The following is a 16,182-nucleotide window of genomic DNA, read 5'->3' as shown; positions in this document are numbered from 1 at the left end:
ATTGATTCGTTGGATTGAATCTGCCCTCTGATACAGCAGGTACAATCATCAAACTTGCTTAGTCAACCTGCTTAATTTGCAGCTCTTTGGGTACTTCAAAGAACATGTTTTCTTCCCGTCCCAGCACTTCATCCACTGAGGTTGCCCCCAGCTCTTTGATGCGGTTCAGAATCTGATTCACCAGTTCTTCTGGCGCAGAAGCGCCCGCGGTGACACCTATCTTGCTTACACCGTCGAACCACTCCGGATGAATGTCTTCCGGACAGTCCGTCAGATAACCCGGCGTTCCGAGTTTCTCGGCCAGTTCTTTAAGGCGGGTCGAGTTCGATGAGTTCTTAGAGCCAACCACGACCATCACATCCACTTCCTGAGCCAGAATACGCACCGCATCCTGACGGTTTTGTGTTGCGTAGCAGATGTCATCTTTGCGCGGCCCTTGAATCTCAGGGAACACTTCACGCAGCTTATCAATCACGTCTGCGGTTTCATCGACCGACAGCGTCGTCTGACTCACGTAATGCAGGTGCGATGGGTCTTTAACTTTGCTTTGCAGTGCAACCACATCTTCCGGCTTTTCAACCAGATACATACCACCCGTATCACTGGCGTATTGGCCCATGGTACCTTCGACTTCCGGGTGACCGGCGTGGCCAATCAGGACCACTTCCATATTACGGCGGCTGGCACGAGCCACTTCCATGTGCACTTTTGTTACCAACGGGCACGTGGCATCAAATACCGTCAATGCACGTTCTTTGGCTTCCTGGCGCACCGCTTGCGAGACCCCATGAGCAGAGAAAATCACAATGTTGTCGTCTGGCACTTCGTGCAGCTCTTCAACGAAAATCGCACCGCGCTGCTTCAAACCTTCAACCACAAAGCGGTTGTGCACCACTTCATGACGGACATAAATCGGAGGCTGATACATTTCAAGTGCACGCTCAACGATGCTGATGGCGCGATCAACGCCGGCACAAAAGCCGCGCGGGTTTGCTAACAGTATTTTCATGGATTTGCTCATGGTTCTCTTTCTGGCTGGCTATTCTACGGCAAGTTATTCGACAGACAAAATTTCAACGTCGAAGATCACATCTTGTCCGGCTAACGGGTGGTTGAAATCCACCGTCACTGAATCACCAGCGATGTTGGTAATGATGCCCGGAATTTCCATACCGTCCGGTCCGCTGAACCCCATAATGGTACCGACTTCCACTTCGGCGTCACCGACAAAGCGGGCACGATCCATATGATGGATGTTGTCTGGGTTAGGCGCGCCAAACGCGTCAACCGCCGCCAGTTCAATGGATTTACTTTCGCCCTCTTGCATGCCCAGCAGGCACTGCTCGAAGTTGTCGCTCAGACTGCCATCGCCGATCACCAGCTTGGCCGCTTTACCAAAGTTGTGAGTGCTGTCGGCCACTGAGCCATCTTTCAGCTTGATGGTAAAGTGCAGCGTTACCGCTGAGTTCTGAGTAATAGTTTTTGAATGTGTCGTCGTCACGTTCTGGCTTCCTTAATGCAAATCGAAGGTCATACCTTCGTCAATGTTCCCCTCATTTCTTACGGTGATGAGGTTGGTACAGAGTGGATTGAATCTAAACTGCTTGATAACAAAAAGCGCCCCCCGAATCAACGGGCGGCGCTTAGGGTTATTTCGGCTTAATCACTTACGCCGTCTGCTTTTTACCGCGAAAACCATCCAAAATGATCATCGCAGCACCAATACAGATGGCGCTGTCAGCGAGGTTAAACGCTGGCCAGTGGTAAGTGCCCCAGTAGAAGTCGAGATAATCGACCACAAATCCGTGCACTACCCGGTCGAACACATTGCCTACCGCACCACCGATAATGAGTGCATAAGCCATGTTATTCCATTTATCGCTGGACGGTAGGCGGCGCATCCAGAAGGCCAACAGGCCGACCACAGCAAACGCGATACCGGTAAACAACCAGCGCTGCCAGCCTGCCTGATCACTCAGAAAGCTAAATGCGGCGCCGTAGTTATGCACGTACAGCAGATTGAAAAACGGCAGAATCTCGATGCGATTCTCCCAGCCATACCCCATGCTGTTCATCACCACCAATTTGATAGCGATATCAGCGACAAAAACAAGGAGCGCCAGCCATAGCCAGCGAACTCCCGATTGTTTAAGCGTTAATGCTTGCTGTGTCATGCAGTTCCTTTAAGCAAACTTGCGAACTTCGCCTTCACCGTCAACGTTCGACACACAACGGCCACAAATAGTTTCATGACCTTTGATGGTGCCCACGTCTGGGGTGTAGTGCCAGCAGCGATCACACTTCTCAGCTTCTGTTTTGTTCACTTGAACAAACAGACCGTCGATGTCGGTTGCCTGAGCCGCGTCGCTCTTCTCGGCCAGCGGTTTCACGTTCGCTTTTGAAGTCAGCAATACAAAGCGCAGTTCATCTTCCAGCTTGTTGATTTTGGCTGCCAGCTCGTCGCTTGCAAACAACGTCACTTCCGCTTGCAGAGAACCACCGATGGTTTTCTCGTTACGCGCATTTTCCAGCAGCTTGTTCACCGCACCACGAACTTTCTGAATATCAGTCCAGAATTCGTTGTTCAGCTCTTCGCCTTCAGCCAGACCAAACAGACCTTCGTACCACTCATCAGCAAATACGAATTTACCGCGAGCTTCGCCGTTGGCTTGGTTAGTCGGCATTTCGTTCCAGATTTCATCGGCAGTGAACGACATGATTGGAGCCATCCAGCGAACCAGCGCTTCTACGATGTAGTACAGTGCAGTCTGACAGCTGCGCTGCGCGTTGCCGCCCAGTTTCGCGGTGTACTGACGGTCTTTGATTACATCCAGGTAGAATGAGCCCATTTCAACCGAACAGAAGTGCATCAGACGCTGAACCACAGCGTGAGTGTTGTACTCTGCGTACGCTTTGACGATCTCTTGTTGAGCAGCCATTGCACGGGCAACCGCCCAACGATCCAGTGCCACCATCTCGTCAGCCGCAATGATGTCGGTTGCCGGGTTGAAGCCGTTCAGGTTCGCCAGGAAGAAGCGTGCCGTGTTACGAATACGACGGTAAGAATCTGCGCTGCGTTTCAGGATTTCGTCTGAAACCGCCACTTCGCCCGTGTAGTCAGTTGATGCCACCCACAAACGCAGAATGTCTGCACCCAGTTTGTTGGTCACATCTTTTGGCGCAACCACGTTACCGATCGATTTCGACATTTTACGGCCTTGGCCGTCAACCACGAAACCGTGCGTCAGTACTTCTTTGTAAGGTGCTTTGCCCTTCATCGCGATCGATGAAATCAAAGAAGACTGGAACCAGCCGCGGTGTTGGTCAGAACCTTCCAGGTACATATCCGCTTCAGCGCCATGGAACTCTTCACGGTTATCAACCACCGCATAGTGAGTCACACCTGAATCAAACCAAACATCCAGGGTATCCAGTACTTTTTCGTACTGTTCAGCGTCATCGCCCAGCAGCTCAGCGGCGTCTACATCCCACCAAGCCTGAATGCCTTTCTGTTCAACCAGTTGAGCGACTTTTTCAATCAGCTCAGAAGTATTAGGATGCAGCTCTGCGGTTTCTTTGTGAACAAACAGAGCAATTGGCACGCCCCATGTACGTTGACGTGAGATACACCATTCAGGACGGCCTTCCACCATACCTTCGATACGGCTTTGACCCCAATCCGGCATCCATTTCACGCCTTTAATCGCGCTGAGTGCGTTCTCACGCAGACCCGCTTGATCCATCGATACGAACCATTGTGGTGTCGCACGGAAGATGATAGGTGTTTTATGGCGCCAGCAGTGTGGGTAGCTGTGCTCGTAAGCATGGTGATGCAACAGTGCGCCGTGCTCTTTCAGCACTTCAATCACAGCATCGTTGGCTTTAAATACATGTTGACCCGCAAACAGTTCAGTATCTGGCAGATAAACACCGTTTGAACCCACAGGGTTGGCGACTTCCAGACCGTATTTCTGACCGACTGCAAAGTCTTCCTGACCGTGGCCAGGAGCCGTGTGAACCACACCTGTACCAGAATCTGTGGTGACGTGATCGCCCAGAATTGCCGGTACAGTGAAGTTGTAGAACGGATGGTTGAACTGAGACAGTTCCAGATCCGCGCCTTTGGCAAAGCCCAGGAAGTGGAAATGTTCGACACCCGCACGATCCATTACAGATTTCGCCAGTTCAGACGCAACGATGATACGCTCAGGCTGTTCACCTTCGATTTGGATCAGCACGTATTCCAGATCGTCACGCAGACATACTGCGCGGTTTGCCGGCAGTGTCCATGGCGTGGTGGTCCAGATAACGATGGATACGTCACCTTTACCTTCGTGACCTTCGGTCAGGGTAAATTTAGACAGCAGCGCCGCTTCGTCGGCCGTTTTGAAACGAACGTCGATAGACGGAGACACTTTATCTTTGTATTCCACTTCCGCTTCAGCCAGCGCACTACCACAATCGGTACACCAGTGAACCGGTTTGAAACCTTTCAGCAGGTGGCCGTTGTCGGCAATTTTACCCAGCGCGCGAATGATGTTCGCTTCGGTTGAGAAATCCATGGTGCGGTACGGTTTGTCCCACTCACCCAGGATGCCCAGACGCTTGAAGCCTTCTTTCTGGCCTTCAACCTGACCCGCTGCGTACTCGCGACATTTTTCACGGAATTCAGCCGCGGTCACTTTCTGACCAGGCTTACCCACTTTCTTCTCTACCATCAGTTCGATTGGCAGACCGTGGCAGTCCCAACCCGGGATGTAAGGTGCGTCAAAACCTGAAAGTGTTTTGGATTTAATAATAATGTCTTTAAGAATCTTGTTTAGTGCGTGACCAATGTGAATATCACCGTTGGCGTATGGAGGGCCATCGTGCAATACGAAAGATTTTTTGCCTTTTTTTGCTTCACGGATTGCACCGTAAAGATCTTCTTTGTACCAACGTTCAAGCATTTCTGGCTCACGTTTAGCCAGATCGCCGCGCATTGGAAACCCTGTTTCAGGTAAGTTCAGGGTATCTTTATACTCACTCATCGATTCTTAATTCCGTTATATTGGGCGAAGTTAGACATTATGTTAGCCGGTGGAATCATCCGGTTAACCCTTAAGCTGACGCAGCCACACCCTTGCTGCCTCAGCATCCAATTCTATTTGTTGTTTGAGTGCTTCAAAGGACTCAAACTTATGTTCGTTGCGCAGTTTATGTAAAAGTGCGACTTCCAGCTGTTTGCCGTACAAATTGCCATGAAAGTCGAATAAATGCACTTCTAATTGTTGGCGAACCCCATTTACCGTCGGACGCTGGCCAATATTGGCTACACCGCCGACAGGTTGCTCACCTAACCCATATGCTTCCACCACGTACACACCAGAAACTGGCGACACACAACGCTTGAGCGGAATATTGGCCGTCGGAAAACCGATGGTCCGTCCGAGTTTACGCCCGTGAGACACGCGCCCGCTGATACTGTAATCGCGGCCCAGCATGTCTGCGGCCACGGCCAGTTCATCAGCGGCTAAGGCCTCACGAATTGCCGTACTGCTGACACGCAGTTTCTGTAAACAGAAGCTCTGGGTACTCACCACTTCAAAGCCGTATTCACGTCCTGCCTGTTCCAGCATAGCAAAGTTACCTTTGCGCCCCTGGCCAAAGCAGAAATCGTCGCCAACGACCAAAAACTTAACACCCAAACGAGTGACCAACAAGTCACGGATAAACGCCTGTGCATCAAGGTTGGCGAAGTGATGGTTGAAGTTCACACACAATAGACGATCAATATCCAGTTTGCCGAGTTGGACAAACTTATCTCTCAATCTTGTTAACCGAGCCGGAGCCTTATCTTTTAAGAACAGCTCCATAGGTTGCGGTTCAAAGGTCATCACGACCGAAGGCAGGTTCAGCGATTTCGCTCGCTCAGAGACCTGATCTAATACCTGTTGATGTCCCAAATGGACACCATCGAAGTTACCTATGGTCAATACACAGCCATGATGGCGTGGTTTGATGTTATGAATACCGCGAATCAATTCCATTGGAATACGCTTAAAACCTATAGTTCTCAATTATCTTGGTGTGAAACCGACGGATTATAACCTAATCAGCGTTAATCTGTCGCCGCTTTTAAATCTTTTAAACGGACGCCCAGCACCAGAGCGGTGACTAAATATACAATCGCGCCGAGTGCGATCAGCCCTGTCAGCGTCAGAGCCCGTTGCGTCAGCCCCCAACTCAGCCAGACCGACATCGATTCCATCTGCCACAAAATGGCCGCGACCATAGCACCGCCAGCGATCAACAGTCGGATAATATAGCCAACCGTGCGCGCGCTAATCACGTAAACACCTTGTTTGTGCAAACCGCGATACAGCAGTGCCATATTAATAAAGGCCGACAATGCCGTTGCCGCCGCCAGACCGACATAACCATAGAACCAACCAAAGATAGCGTTAAACACAATATTGCTCAGCATCGCGATGATACCAAAGCGCACAGGTGTTTTCGTATCCTGACGCGAGTAGTAGCCCGGCGCCAACACTTTGATCAGCATGAAATTGAGCAACCCCGCTGAATACGCCAGCAGCGACATCGACGCCATGTGCACGTCATCAGGAGTAAACTCGCCGCGCATAAACAGCACCATCAACATCGGTTTCGCCAACACCATCAAGCCAAGCATGGCAGGCACACCAAGCAGAATCACCATCCGTACGCCCCAGTCCATGGTATGGGCAAACCCGTCGCTGTGAGCATCTACATGCTTGCGCGACAGCGCGGGCAGTATTACGGTTGCAATCGCAATACCAAACAGCCCGAGCGGAAATTCCAGCAAACGGTCGGAGTAATAGAGCCAACTGATGGAACCCGTTTGCAGAAAACTCGCCACAAACGAATCAAATAACAGGTTGATTTGACTAACCGAAACCCCGAATAGCGCCGGAATCATCAGTGTGCGAATTTTAACCACCCCAGGATCTTTCCAGCCCCATTTTGGTCTGACTAACACGCCAGCTTTGATCAAAAAAGGCAGTTGGAACAAAAACTGAACCAAGCCGCCTAAAAATACACCAATTGCCAAACCAATCTCAGGCTGATCCAGTAACGGCGAGATATACCATGCCGACAGAATCATCATGACGTTGAGAAAGACGGGCGTAAAGGAAGAGACCGCGAACTTACCCAGCGTGTTCAGTACCGCGCCTGACAGTGCGACAAAGGTAATGAACCATAAATAAGGAAAGGTAATTTTTAACAGCAGACTGGCGAGCTCAAACTTCGGCGCCGCCGGGCCATCATTGAGCCAATCCAGAAACCACCCCGCACCAAACAGCGCAGTTACCACGCCAGAGAATACCACGCCCAATACAGTCACGATGGTGACCAATACCCCCAGCGTGCCCGCTGCACGGGCAATCAGTTCACGGGTTTTATTGATATCCCCTGACGCATGATATTCCGTCAGGACCGGAACAAAAGCTTGAGAAAAAGCCCCTTCTGCAAACAGACGGCGCAGGAAGTTGGGAATGCGGTTGGCAAAAAAGAATACATCAGCGCTGGCGCCTGCACCCATCAGGTTGGCGACGACAATGTCGCGCACCAATCCCAAGACGCGCGAAATCAACGTCATGGCACTGACAATCATGCCTGACTTGAGTAAGCGTTTACTCACGGTAACCTCGAAAAATACGCTAAAACAACATTATCTTTCTTCACCGGGAAATAATGTCAGTGAGAGATCAGATAAGTATTAGCATTGGCAAAAAAATACTGTTAGAATCCCCGCCATCTTAACCGCGAAGACCTTCCGATTCCAAACTTGTTTGGCCTAGATGGGTTTTTGCACAAATCATTTGACAATTAAGTGCAAATAGGGGATATTTCCGGCCCTTAAATTGTCACCGAACTAAAGTTTTTGGGAGTTAGACCCTTGGCAAACTGTAAATCTGCTAAGAAGCGCGCTATCCAATCTGAGAAACGTCGTCAGCACAATGCTAGCCGTCGTTCTATGATGCGCACTTACATGAAGAAAACTGTTGCTGCAATCGCTGCAGGCGACAAAGAAGCTGCAACTGCTGCATTCGCAGTAGTTACACCAATCCTAGACCGTATGGCAACTAAAGGCCTTATTCACAAGAATAAAGCAGCTCGTCATAAGTCTCGTTTCGCTGCTGCTATCAAAGCTCTGTAATTTGAGCCTGATATCCCAGTGATAAAAAAAACCGGCATTCGCCGGTTTTTTTATTGCTTGTGTTTGCAGAAAACCAAAGTTCTTACTCTTTATTCTTTGTAACTATCGTTATACGCGTAGTGAACAGAATAAAAACTTCAGTCAGACATCCTTGTCAGCTCTTGCAGTATAAATTGTGAAGCAATTCGATCATCGATTTCACTTCATCACTGCTGAGTGTGTAGTACACGGTTTGCGCTTCTTTGCGCGTCTCCACTAAGCCATCCCTTCTTAGCCAAGCTAGGTGTTGCGATAACGCTGATTGACTCAGTTCCAGCTTGCCACACAATTCCCCCACGGAAAGTTCCTGGTTGTGCAACAAGCAAAGAATCTGCAGACGTCTCTCATTCGCCATGGCTTTTAGTAACACCACTGCTTGGGCGGAGTTCTTTTCCATTTCTTGTAGGTTCACGAGTAAGCCCCCTTGAAATAACCGCTTAAGCGCTACTCTCGCACATCATGTTAGTGCCTGATTGCCTTCCTTCAGCGGCAAGTTACCTCGCAACGCCCATTATTATGGTGGTTCATGATCGGATGAACGATCAGACAGCAACGAACACAGAGTATGCCTAAATATGCCGATCACGTTTTTCTGTCATTACAAGACAACAGAATGCGTTTTAATCGGTTGGCGTGATAGTAATCTATTTATTAACAGTAATAAAACGCTCATTCAAACAAATTACTAAAATCTGCATCACAGACATTCTTTACCGCAGGATGTTGAATCATTCGTTCTGCGAATATCACATAATACTCTTCTTTAATTTCTTCGATCCGACTGATGAGTTGCAGCGATAGATCCTGCTCCATTTCGTTCATGTACAGCAGCGGTGCCATGAAAATCACATCCGGATGGTAACGTGCGAAAGCTTTCATCAGTGCAGCATCGTCGAACTCGCCGAGAATATTAGGTTGAATGCCCTGTCGGTCGAACCACTGACGGACTTTGCGCCCCATCGCGGTGCGGCTACCCGGAATCAATAACTTATGCTCTTCCAGTACTGCGGGATAACGCCCCTTTTCAACATGGCCACTGGAGAAAAAGCCCATATGGCTTTCACCCAGTTTCTTACTAAATAAGCCCGGACTCTGGCTGGAGTCGACAGGACAATCGGACAAAATCATATCCAGCTTATGCTGAGACAACTGCTCAAGCAGCATTTCGTGGGTTGACTCAAAGCAGCGTAAGTGAATGCTGTTGTCATCCGGTACCGTCGTCATCAGTATTTTGCTCACCAGACGCTTGGACAGCGCATCAGCAACACCAACATCAAACAACACATTGTTACGTTGACTGTAATTGACGATATCGAGCATTTCGTAACTGAGGCCGAACATACGGTCCGCATACTTGAAAACCAATTGGCCCAGCTCGGTTGGTTCAATGCTGCGGCCGTTGCGTTTAGTCAGTTTGCCTGCCATACGATCTTCCAGCGCTTTAATTTGGCCAGTCACCGTTTGGGGAGTAAGAAACAGCGCGTCGGCAGCCTTAGTGACGGAACCCTGCTTGCACACCATCCAGAAGTAATAAAGGTGGTTGTAATTGAGATGAGACATCGAAAGCCACTCGTGATGAACAGAGTCTTGGTTATAACAAATGAACCGACATCTCGCAATTACATCGAAATATACGAACGATACATGAATAAATGCCTTGTTTTTCCGAATTACTGATTTTCCAATATGACAATTCTGACACACTCTGCTCACGATTCGTCTGTAAAACAGAGTTTAAACCCGTTCTTACCCAACAGATAAAACTGATAATAAAATGATATAAAACAAAAACTTAAAATCAAGCATCAAAATAAAACCTGCCCATAAAACAGCCTAATTAACAATTCTCTCGTTTTGTTTCAGCATTGTCATATTACTGAAATATTTAACCTCTACTATCGCGCACAGATTCAACAACAGACCGAAGACGTAATAAAAAGGTCAATGGAGAAAACAATGATAAACCAAGCGACTACCACTGCCGCGCCAATCTCAGCGACTACGCGTTGGCTGCGCTGGGCAAACTTGGCTTTCATGCTGTATTTGCTACTGCTTGCGGTAGCGATGGTGGGCAGCGGATTTAAATGGGCAACGGGCGATCAGGCAAAAGTCCTGTTTGAATTTGCTTCACACCCGGTTGCGGGCTTGATGATCGGTTTGGTTGCCACGGCGCTGATTCAGTCATCCAGTACGGTCACCTCTATTATTGTTGGTTTGGTGGCTGGCGGCCTGCCAGTTGAAACCGCAATTCCTATGGTTATGGGTGCCAACATCGGTACTACCGTTACCAACACTCTGGTCAGCCTGGGGCACATGCGCTGTAAAGAGGAATTCAAGCGTGCTTTTGCCAGCGCCACTATTCATGACTTCTTTAACTTGCTGGCCGTATTCATCTTCCTACCACTGGAAATGATGTTTGGCATTCTGGAAAAAATTTCTCACTGGTTGGTTTCACCACTGTTGGCAACCGGCGACATGAGCCTGAAAGGCTTCGACTTCATCAAACCGATCACTAAACCTGTGATTGGCGCACTGAAAGGTCAGCTGTCTACATTTGGTGACACATTCGGTGGCGTGGCTCTTATCCTACTTGGTATTGCCACTATCTTTGTGGCGATTACCGTGATGGGTAAACTCATGAAGAGCCTGATGGTTGGCCGTGCGCGTGACATTCTGAAGAACGCCATTGGTCGTGGCCCTCTGCATGGTATTGCGTCTGGTACAATCGTGACGGTTCTGGTTCAGTCTTCATCGACCACCACCAGTCTGATGGTACCGCTGGTTGGCTCAGGCGTACTGAAAGTACGTGACGTTTACCCATTCACGCTGGGCGCGAACATCGGTACTTGTATTACCGCTCTGCTGGCAGCAACAGCCGTATCGGGTGAATTCGCGGTATTTGCACTGCAAATCGCTCTGGTCCACCTGACATTTAACGTGCTGGCGACACTGCTGATTTACGGCGTTCCGTTCCTGCGTGAACTACCACTCAAAGGTGCAGAAGCGATTTCAGAATGGGCAATTAAGAGCAAAGCTGTGGTTGCAGGTTACCTGCTGTCGGTATTCATCGTGATTCCGGGTATGATTCTGGCGTTCAGCTCTTAATCCGGACGAATAAGAAAAGCTCCCTTCGGGGAGCTTTTTTGTTTTCTGCAACCATAAAAAAACGCCAGCACAGCCAGCGTTTTTTACTATCTCATCCCTACACCGAAAACGGATATTGAATCGGATCGTGGAACTCGTAACCGCTCACTTCAAAATCATCCAACGTTACCCAAGTTTCCAAATCGTGTAGCGACTTGATTTTCGGGTTGATGTGGAACTGAGGCGCAGCCAGTGGCTCACGTTTCAGTTGTACATCACGCATTAATGCCAGTTGATCTTCATAGATGTGTGCGTTCACGATCTTATGAAACGCCTGACCCGGTTTCTTACCCGTGATCTGAGCCATAATCGCCAGGAACACATAGACCTGAACCATGTTAAAGTTCAACCCCAGCGGGACATCACACGAGCGTTGCGTACTATTGAGATACAGGGTGTCACCAAGCAGCGAGAAGTGGTGGCTGTACATACAAGGACGCAGGCAGCCCATATGAAACTCACCCGGGTTGTAGAAATTGAGAATTTCGCCGCGATCATCAACGCCACGCGTCAGGTCATCGACAATTTTCTTCAACTGGTCAATATGTCCGCCATCCGGCTTAGCCCACGCGCGCCCCTGAACTCCATATACACGGCCCATATCGTCTTCACCTTTACGGTGCGGGTTGTTGAGCCAAGCGTCGTTCAGGTTAGCATTGGCATCCCAAGTTTTGGTGCCCAGTGCACGGAAATCCGCCGCATTATCATAACCGCGAATGTAGCCCAGCAGCTCAGCCACTGCGGCTTTCCAGAAACTCTTACGTGTCGTCACCAGTGGAAACTGGTTATTGGCCACATCATAAGTTAAATCGGCATTGATCACGGTCAGGCAACGTTTGCCTGTTCGCTCATTTTCCACCCACACACCTTCATCGACAATGCGCTGGCAAAGATCTAAATACTGTTTCACTTCGAACCCTTACTTTGCGGCCACGCTGTCTTTATAGAGGCCACGTTTGTAAGCCCATACCATCAGCAGCACGCCAGCAATAATCATTGGTGTTGAAAGGATTTGTCCCATTGAGATGATACCGCCGAATAAGCCTAATTGGGCATCCGGCTCTCGAACAAATTCAACCAGGAAGCGGAATGTACCATATCCAGCGAGGAATAGCCCGGCTACCGACCCCAACGGACGCGGCTTCTTAATAAACCAGTTGAGGATCAGGAATAGCACAATCCCTTCTAAAACAAATTCATACAGCTGTGACGGGTGGCGAGGCAGCGGTCCTGCATTCGGGAAAATAATCGCCCATGGCACATCCGTGACACGTCCCCACAGTTCACCGTTCATAAAGTTGCCCAGACGGCCCATGCCAAGACCAAACGGCACCAGCGGCGCCACAAAGTCGGCCACACCAAAGAAGGTGCGCTGATTTTTATGTGCATACCAGAACATAGCGGAGATCACACCCAGCAGACCGCCGTGGAACGACATGCCACCAGTCCAGACTTTAAACAAGTAAAGAGGATCGGCTAAGAACAGATCGAAGTTATAGAACAGCACGTAACCGATACGGCCACCAATGACCACACCCAGGAAGCCGGCAAACAGCAAGTCGGAAACCTGCTCACGAGTCCAGCCGCTACCGGGTTTGTCAGCACGACGGTTCGCCAGCCACATGGCAAACATAAAACCAATCAGATACATCATGCCGTACCAGCGCACAGAAATCGGCCCAATAGAAACTAAAACGGGGTCAATGTTTGGAAATTCAAGATAGCCCTGAGACATAAATAGTGTTCTCTTCTCTTTTAAAATCAGATCATTGCATCAACATGGTGATGGCAACGAACATAAGGAATACCGCGAAGAAACGTTTAAGCACCTTAGTTGGCAACTGAGTTGCCAGCTTGGCACCGATACGAGTGGTTAGCATGGAGGTGGAAGCAATTGCCACCAGCGCAGGTAAATACACATAACCCACACTGTACTGCGGCAGGCCTTCAGCATGGTAACCGTGCAGAACAAAGCCCAGCATGCCGGAGATAGCAATCATAAAACCGCATACCGACGACGAACCCACAGCCTTACGCATTTCCACACCATGATGATTGAGAAATGGCACTGACAGCGAGCCGCCACCAATACCCGCGAGACTCGACACCACACCGATACCGCCGCCGTACACAGTGGTCATCACTGCTCCAGGCATCGGCTTGGTGTGCGTGGCACGAATGGAGCGAAACATTTGCAACGCCAGCACCAGTACAATCACGCCAAACACCTTCGGCAGGTACTGATTGGGGATCCACTCTGCAATCACCGAACCGAGAAAACCGCCAACCAATACACCAGGCAACAGCCATTTGACGACAAACATATCCACGTTGCCGAGTTTGAGATGATTGAGTGCCGATGAGCCTGACGTGACGATAATCGTCGCCAGCGACGTTGCCAGCGCAAGTTGCATCACAATATCAGGGGAAATACCTGCCTGAGGCAGCAGAAACAGTAATGCCGGTACGACGACCAAACCACCGCCGATGCCCAGCAAACCTGCCAGCACACCGACTACCGACCCTAACACCAACAACAGGGCCATTAATTCGATACTCACATTCTGTTCCTATTTTTTTCCCGCTCTCACAAAGCCGGCGAAGCCTTTGTCTTCGAAGTGTGTGAGCATCATATTATAGATATCATGACCGTACGGTTGCATCAGCGCTTTGTCAGCAAGTACGCGCAAATCGTTTAAATCAGAGTGACGCACTAAGTACTTCACCCGCGCGACATTCGACGTGTTCATACTTAAGGTGGTGTACCCTAACCCAATCAACAGCAAAGAGCCAATCGGATCACCCGCTAACTCACCGCACACACAGACGGGAATCTGGTACTGCTCGCAGGTTTGTTGAATCTGCTTCAATGCCATGACCACCGCCGGGTGCATCGATTCATAGACATCAGCCACACGGGAATTGTTCCGGTCAACGGCGAGCAGATACTGAGTTAAGTCGTTAGTGCCAACGGAAACAAAGTCAATTTTGTCGGCAATCAGTGGCAAGAGATACAACATTGATGGCACTTCCACCATGATGCCGATTTCCGGCATCACCACCTTATCATCCAGTTTGAGGGTTTCCTCATACGCTTGGTGAATCAGTTTCAGCGCATCATCGAGCTCTTTGGTGCCTGAAATCATCGGCAGCAGAATGCTGAGATTGTTGTATTCGCTGCTGGCACGCATCATCGCCCGTAATTGGATCAAAAAGATATCTGGGTGATCGAGAGTAAAGCGAATCCCGCGCCAACCGAGGAACGGATTGTCCTCTTCTATCGGCAGATATGGCAGAGGTTTATCGCCGCCGATGTCCAGCGTACGCATCACCACCCGCTTGCTCGGGTAGGCCCCCAACACCGTGCGATACTGCTGAATTTGCTCCTCTTCCGACGGAAAACGGTGCTGCAACAAGAATGAGATTTCAGTCCGGTACAGGCCTACGCCATCCACGCCCTGGTTGATAGCAATATTGGTATCCGCACTCAAGCCCGCATTGAGCAGCAATTCGATACGTTTACCATCTTGTGTAAACGCCGGCTCCGAAATGGCTTCGTTAACCATTTTCGACAGCTCTCGTTCTTCGCTGGCTAACGCGCGATATTCAGAGAGGATCTGCTTGGCTGGCGAGATAAACAGCTTGCCGCTGTAACCATCGACAATGCCCTTTTTACCGTTGATCTGTTTGAGGTTAACTGACACGCCCATGATGGCGGGAATGCCAAGAGCGCGCGACAAAATGGCAGCGTGCGAGTTGGCCGCCCCTTCGAGCGAGACGACAGCCAGCAGTTTATCTTTAGGTAAAGCCGCCAGAATGGACGCCGTGAGTTCACGCACGACCAGAATGATAGGCTTGTCCAGCTGTTGCTGATCATGCTCAGTGTTGTAGAGGAAAAACAGCAGACGCTGACCAAGCTCACGCACATCCTGAGCACGCTCACGCAAATAAGCATCGGACATGCGGGCAAAACGGTTGGAATAGGTTTCGACCACCTGACGCAGTGCCCAGTCGGCGCGATCGCCTTTTTGAATCTGCGCTTTAAGATCTTTACGCAGCATCGGATCGTTCAACAGGTGGGTAAACAGATCGAAGATCGCCAGCGCTTCTTTGTTGATTTCGCTGTCGAGCTTTTTACGCATCTTGCGAAAATCACTCAGAGCGTTTTCAATGGCGCGCGTCAGCCACTCGTGTTCACGTTCGATATCCAGCGTCGACGCCGGATAAACATCCGCAAGTTGAGGTTGTGAGTCATCCCACCAGAGCTCGCCAATCGCGACACCAGAAGAAGCAGGAATACCGCTGATGGCTTGCTGCTTTTTCGTCAGCAGCCAGTGACCTTGTGTTTGCGCATGTGCAACGATCACCGCCAGCTGCGCTGCCAGCGTGACCAGGAAAGAGACTTCCATCTCACTGAACAGGCGCGGTGATTTCTGCTGAACAACCAGCACACCTAACACTTGTTTGCGGTAGATAATCGGAGTACCGAGAAAAGAGTTATACACCTCTTCGCCCAGCTCTTTGAAATATTTAAAATTGGGGTGTTTAGACGCTTCAGCCAGGTTGATGGGTTCGGCAGAACGCTTCACCAAACCAACCAGACCTTCATCGAAATCGATCAGAATTTTGTCGCCTTTGAATTTCAGACCTTGAGTAGCCATCAATTCCAGGCGATGCATCTCTTCGTTTGCTAAATAGACAGTACAACATTCAGTACTCATCGCACTGCATGTCTGTTTTACAAAAATATCCAACGCCTGATAGACATCTTCAACTTTTGAAACCTGTTCAACTATATCCCTTAGCTGAGAGAGCAT

Annotated in this window: 14 protein-coding genes; 2 read left to right on the top strand and 12 right to left on the bottom strand. The window is 49.6% G+C overall.

Features of this window, described 5'->3' with window-relative positions; all coding sequences use genetic code 11:
* Positions 1-58 precede the first annotated feature (58 nt).
* The 6 genes from ispH to murJ form a co-directional block, all read right to left on the bottom strand.
* Positions 59-1,021 (bottom strand): 4-hydroxy-3-methylbut-2-enyl diphosphate reductase, encoded by a 963-nt coding sequence (gene ispH / locus JIG40_RS22565; protein WP_032081028.1) that lies wholly within the window; start codon positions 1,019-1,021, stop codon positions 59-61.
* Positions 1,022-1,054: 33 nt separating this feature from the next.
* Complete coding sequence (gene fkpB, locus JIG40_RS22560) at positions 1,055-1,501, bottom strand: FKBP-type peptidyl-prolyl cis-trans isomerase (protein WP_020332091.1); 447 nt, start codon at positions 1,499-1,501, stop codon at positions 1,055-1,057.
* Between the two features lie 166 nt (positions 1,502-1,667).
* Positions 1,668-2,174: a signal peptidase II gene (lspA, locus tag JIG40_RS22555; RefSeq protein ID WP_020332090.1), complete on the bottom strand. Its 507-nt coding sequence runs from the start codon at positions 2,172-2,174 to the stop codon at positions 1,668-1,670.
* Between the two features lie 9 nt (positions 2,175-2,183).
* Positions 2,184-5,030 carry an isoleucine--tRNA ligase gene (gene ileS, locus JIG40_RS22550; RefSeq protein WP_143683199.1) on the bottom strand — a complete coding sequence of 949 codons (2,847 nt, stop codon included), beginning with the start codon at positions 5,028-5,030 and terminating at the stop codon, positions 2,184-2,186.
* A gap of 63 nt (positions 5,031-5,093) precedes the next feature.
* Positions 5,094-6,029 (bottom strand): bifunctional riboflavin kinase/FAD synthetase, encoded by a 936-nt coding sequence (gene ribF / locus JIG40_RS22545; RefSeq protein ID WP_020430559.1) that lies wholly within the window; start codon positions 6,027-6,029, stop codon positions 5,094-5,096.
* A gap of 71 nt (positions 6,030-6,100) precedes the next feature.
* Positions 6,101-7,663 carry a murein biosynthesis integral membrane protein MurJ gene (murJ, locus tag JIG40_RS22540; protein ID WP_020332088.1) on the bottom strand — a complete coding sequence of 521 codons (1,563 nt, stop codon included), beginning with the start codon at positions 7,661-7,663 and terminating at the stop codon, positions 6,101-6,103.
* A 258-nt stretch (positions 7,664-7,921) separates the two neighbouring features.
* Between murJ and rpsT the strand changes: the two genes are divergently transcribed.
* Complete coding sequence (rpsT, locus tag JIG40_RS22535) at positions 7,922-8,182, top strand: 30S ribosomal protein S20 (RefSeq protein WP_004728884.1); 261 nt, start codon at positions 7,922-7,924, stop codon at positions 8,180-8,182.
* A gap of 154 nt (positions 8,183-8,336) precedes the next feature.
* Here the strand turns inward: rpsT and JIG40_RS22530 are convergent, their stop codons facing one another.
* Both JIG40_RS22530 and nhaR read right to left on the bottom strand, forming a co-directional pair.
* Complete coding sequence (locus JIG40_RS22530) at positions 8,337-8,633, bottom strand: metalloregulator ArsR/SmtB family transcription factor (RefSeq protein WP_038129795.1); 297 nt, start codon at positions 8,631-8,633, stop codon at positions 8,337-8,339.
* Between the two features lie 257 nt (positions 8,634-8,890).
* Positions 8,891-9,781 (bottom strand): transcriptional activator NhaR, encoded by an 891-nt coding sequence (nhaR, locus tag JIG40_RS22525; RefSeq protein WP_020332086.1) that lies wholly within the window; start codon positions 9,779-9,781, stop codon positions 8,891-8,893.
* Positions 9,782-10,177: 396 nt separating this feature from the next.
* Here nhaR and JIG40_RS22520 point away from each other — a divergent pair, with 396 nt between their 5' ends.
* Positions 10,178-11,326 carry a Na/Pi symporter gene (locus JIG40_RS22520; protein WP_020332084.1) on the top strand — a complete coding sequence of 383 codons (1,149 nt, stop codon included), beginning with the start codon at positions 10,178-10,180 and terminating at the stop codon, positions 11,324-11,326.
* A gap of 97 nt (positions 11,327-11,423) precedes the next feature.
* On the opposite strand, the gene JIG40_RS22515 is transcribed toward JIG40_RS22520, so the two are convergent.
* From JIG40_RS22515 to ptsP, 4 genes are read right to left on the bottom strand one after another with little or no spacing between them, the layout of a single operon-like run.
* Complete coding sequence (locus JIG40_RS22515) at positions 11,424-12,275, bottom strand: thymidylate synthase (protein WP_024374501.1); 852 nt, start codon at positions 12,273-12,275, stop codon at positions 11,424-11,426.
* Between the two features lie 9 nt (positions 12,276-12,284).
* A complete protein-coding gene (lgt, locus tag JIG40_RS22510; protein ID WP_020332082.1) occupies positions 12,285-13,100 on the bottom strand; it encodes a prolipoprotein diacylglyceryl transferase in 816 nt (271 codons plus the stop codon).
* A gap of 31 nt (positions 13,101-13,131) precedes the next feature.
* The gene (locus JIG40_RS22505; protein WP_020430552.1) at positions 13,132-13,926 is read right to left on the bottom strand and encodes a sulfite exporter TauE/SafE family protein; all 795 of its coding nucleotides are present in this window, start codon (positions 13,924-13,926) and stop codon (positions 13,132-13,134) included.
* Between the two features lie 9 nt (positions 13,927-13,935).
* The gene (gene ptsP / locus JIG40_RS22500) at positions 13,936-16,182 is read right to left on the bottom strand and encodes a phosphoenolpyruvate--protein phosphotransferase (protein WP_020332080.1); all 2,247 of its coding nucleotides are present in this window, start codon (positions 16,180-16,182) and stop codon (positions 13,936-13,938) included.

This window comes from Vibrio sp. bablab_jr001 (assembly GCF_016464285.1).
GTDB classification, from domain to species: domain Bacteria; phylum Pseudomonadota; class Gammaproteobacteria; order Enterobacterales; family Vibrionaceae; genus Vibrio; species Vibrio fluvialis.
Note: the sequence above shows the minus strand (reverse complement) of the source record. Positions and strands in the feature narration are given on the sequence as shown.

What these genes read in the sequence shown, in the direction of transcription:
- ispH (WP_032081028.1), bottom strand. Translation starts at nt 1,021, where the DNA reads ATGAGCAAATCCATGAAAATACTGTTAGCAAACCCGCGCGGCTTTTGT.
- lspA (WP_020332090.1), bottom strand. Translation starts at nt 2,174, where the DNA reads ATGACACAGCAAGCATTAACGCTTAAACAATCGGGAGTTCGCTGGCTA.
- ileS (WP_143683199.1), bottom strand. Translation starts at nt 5,030, where the DNA reads ATGAGTGAGTATAAAGATACCCTGAACTTACCTGAAACAGGGTTTCCA.
- ribF (WP_020430559.1), bottom strand. Translation starts at nt 6,029, where the DNA reads ATGGAATTGATTCGCGGTATTCATAACATCAAACCACGCCATCATGGC.
- nhaR (WP_020332086.1), bottom strand. Translation starts at nt 9,781, where the DNA reads ATGTCTCATCTCAATTACAACCACCTTTATTACTTCTGGATGGTGTGC.
- JIG40_RS22520 (WP_020332084.1), top strand. Translation starts at nt 10,178, where the DNA reads ATGATAAACCAAGCGACTACCACTGCCGCGCCAATCTCAGCGACTACG.
- lgt (WP_020332082.1), bottom strand. Translation starts at nt 13,100, where the DNA reads ATGTCTCAGGGCTATCTTGAATTTCCAAACATTGACCCCGTTTTAGTT.
- ptsP (WP_020332080.1), bottom strand. Translation starts at nt 16,182, where the DNA reads ATGCTCTCTCAGCTAAGGGATATAGTTGAACAGGTTTCAAAAGTTGAA.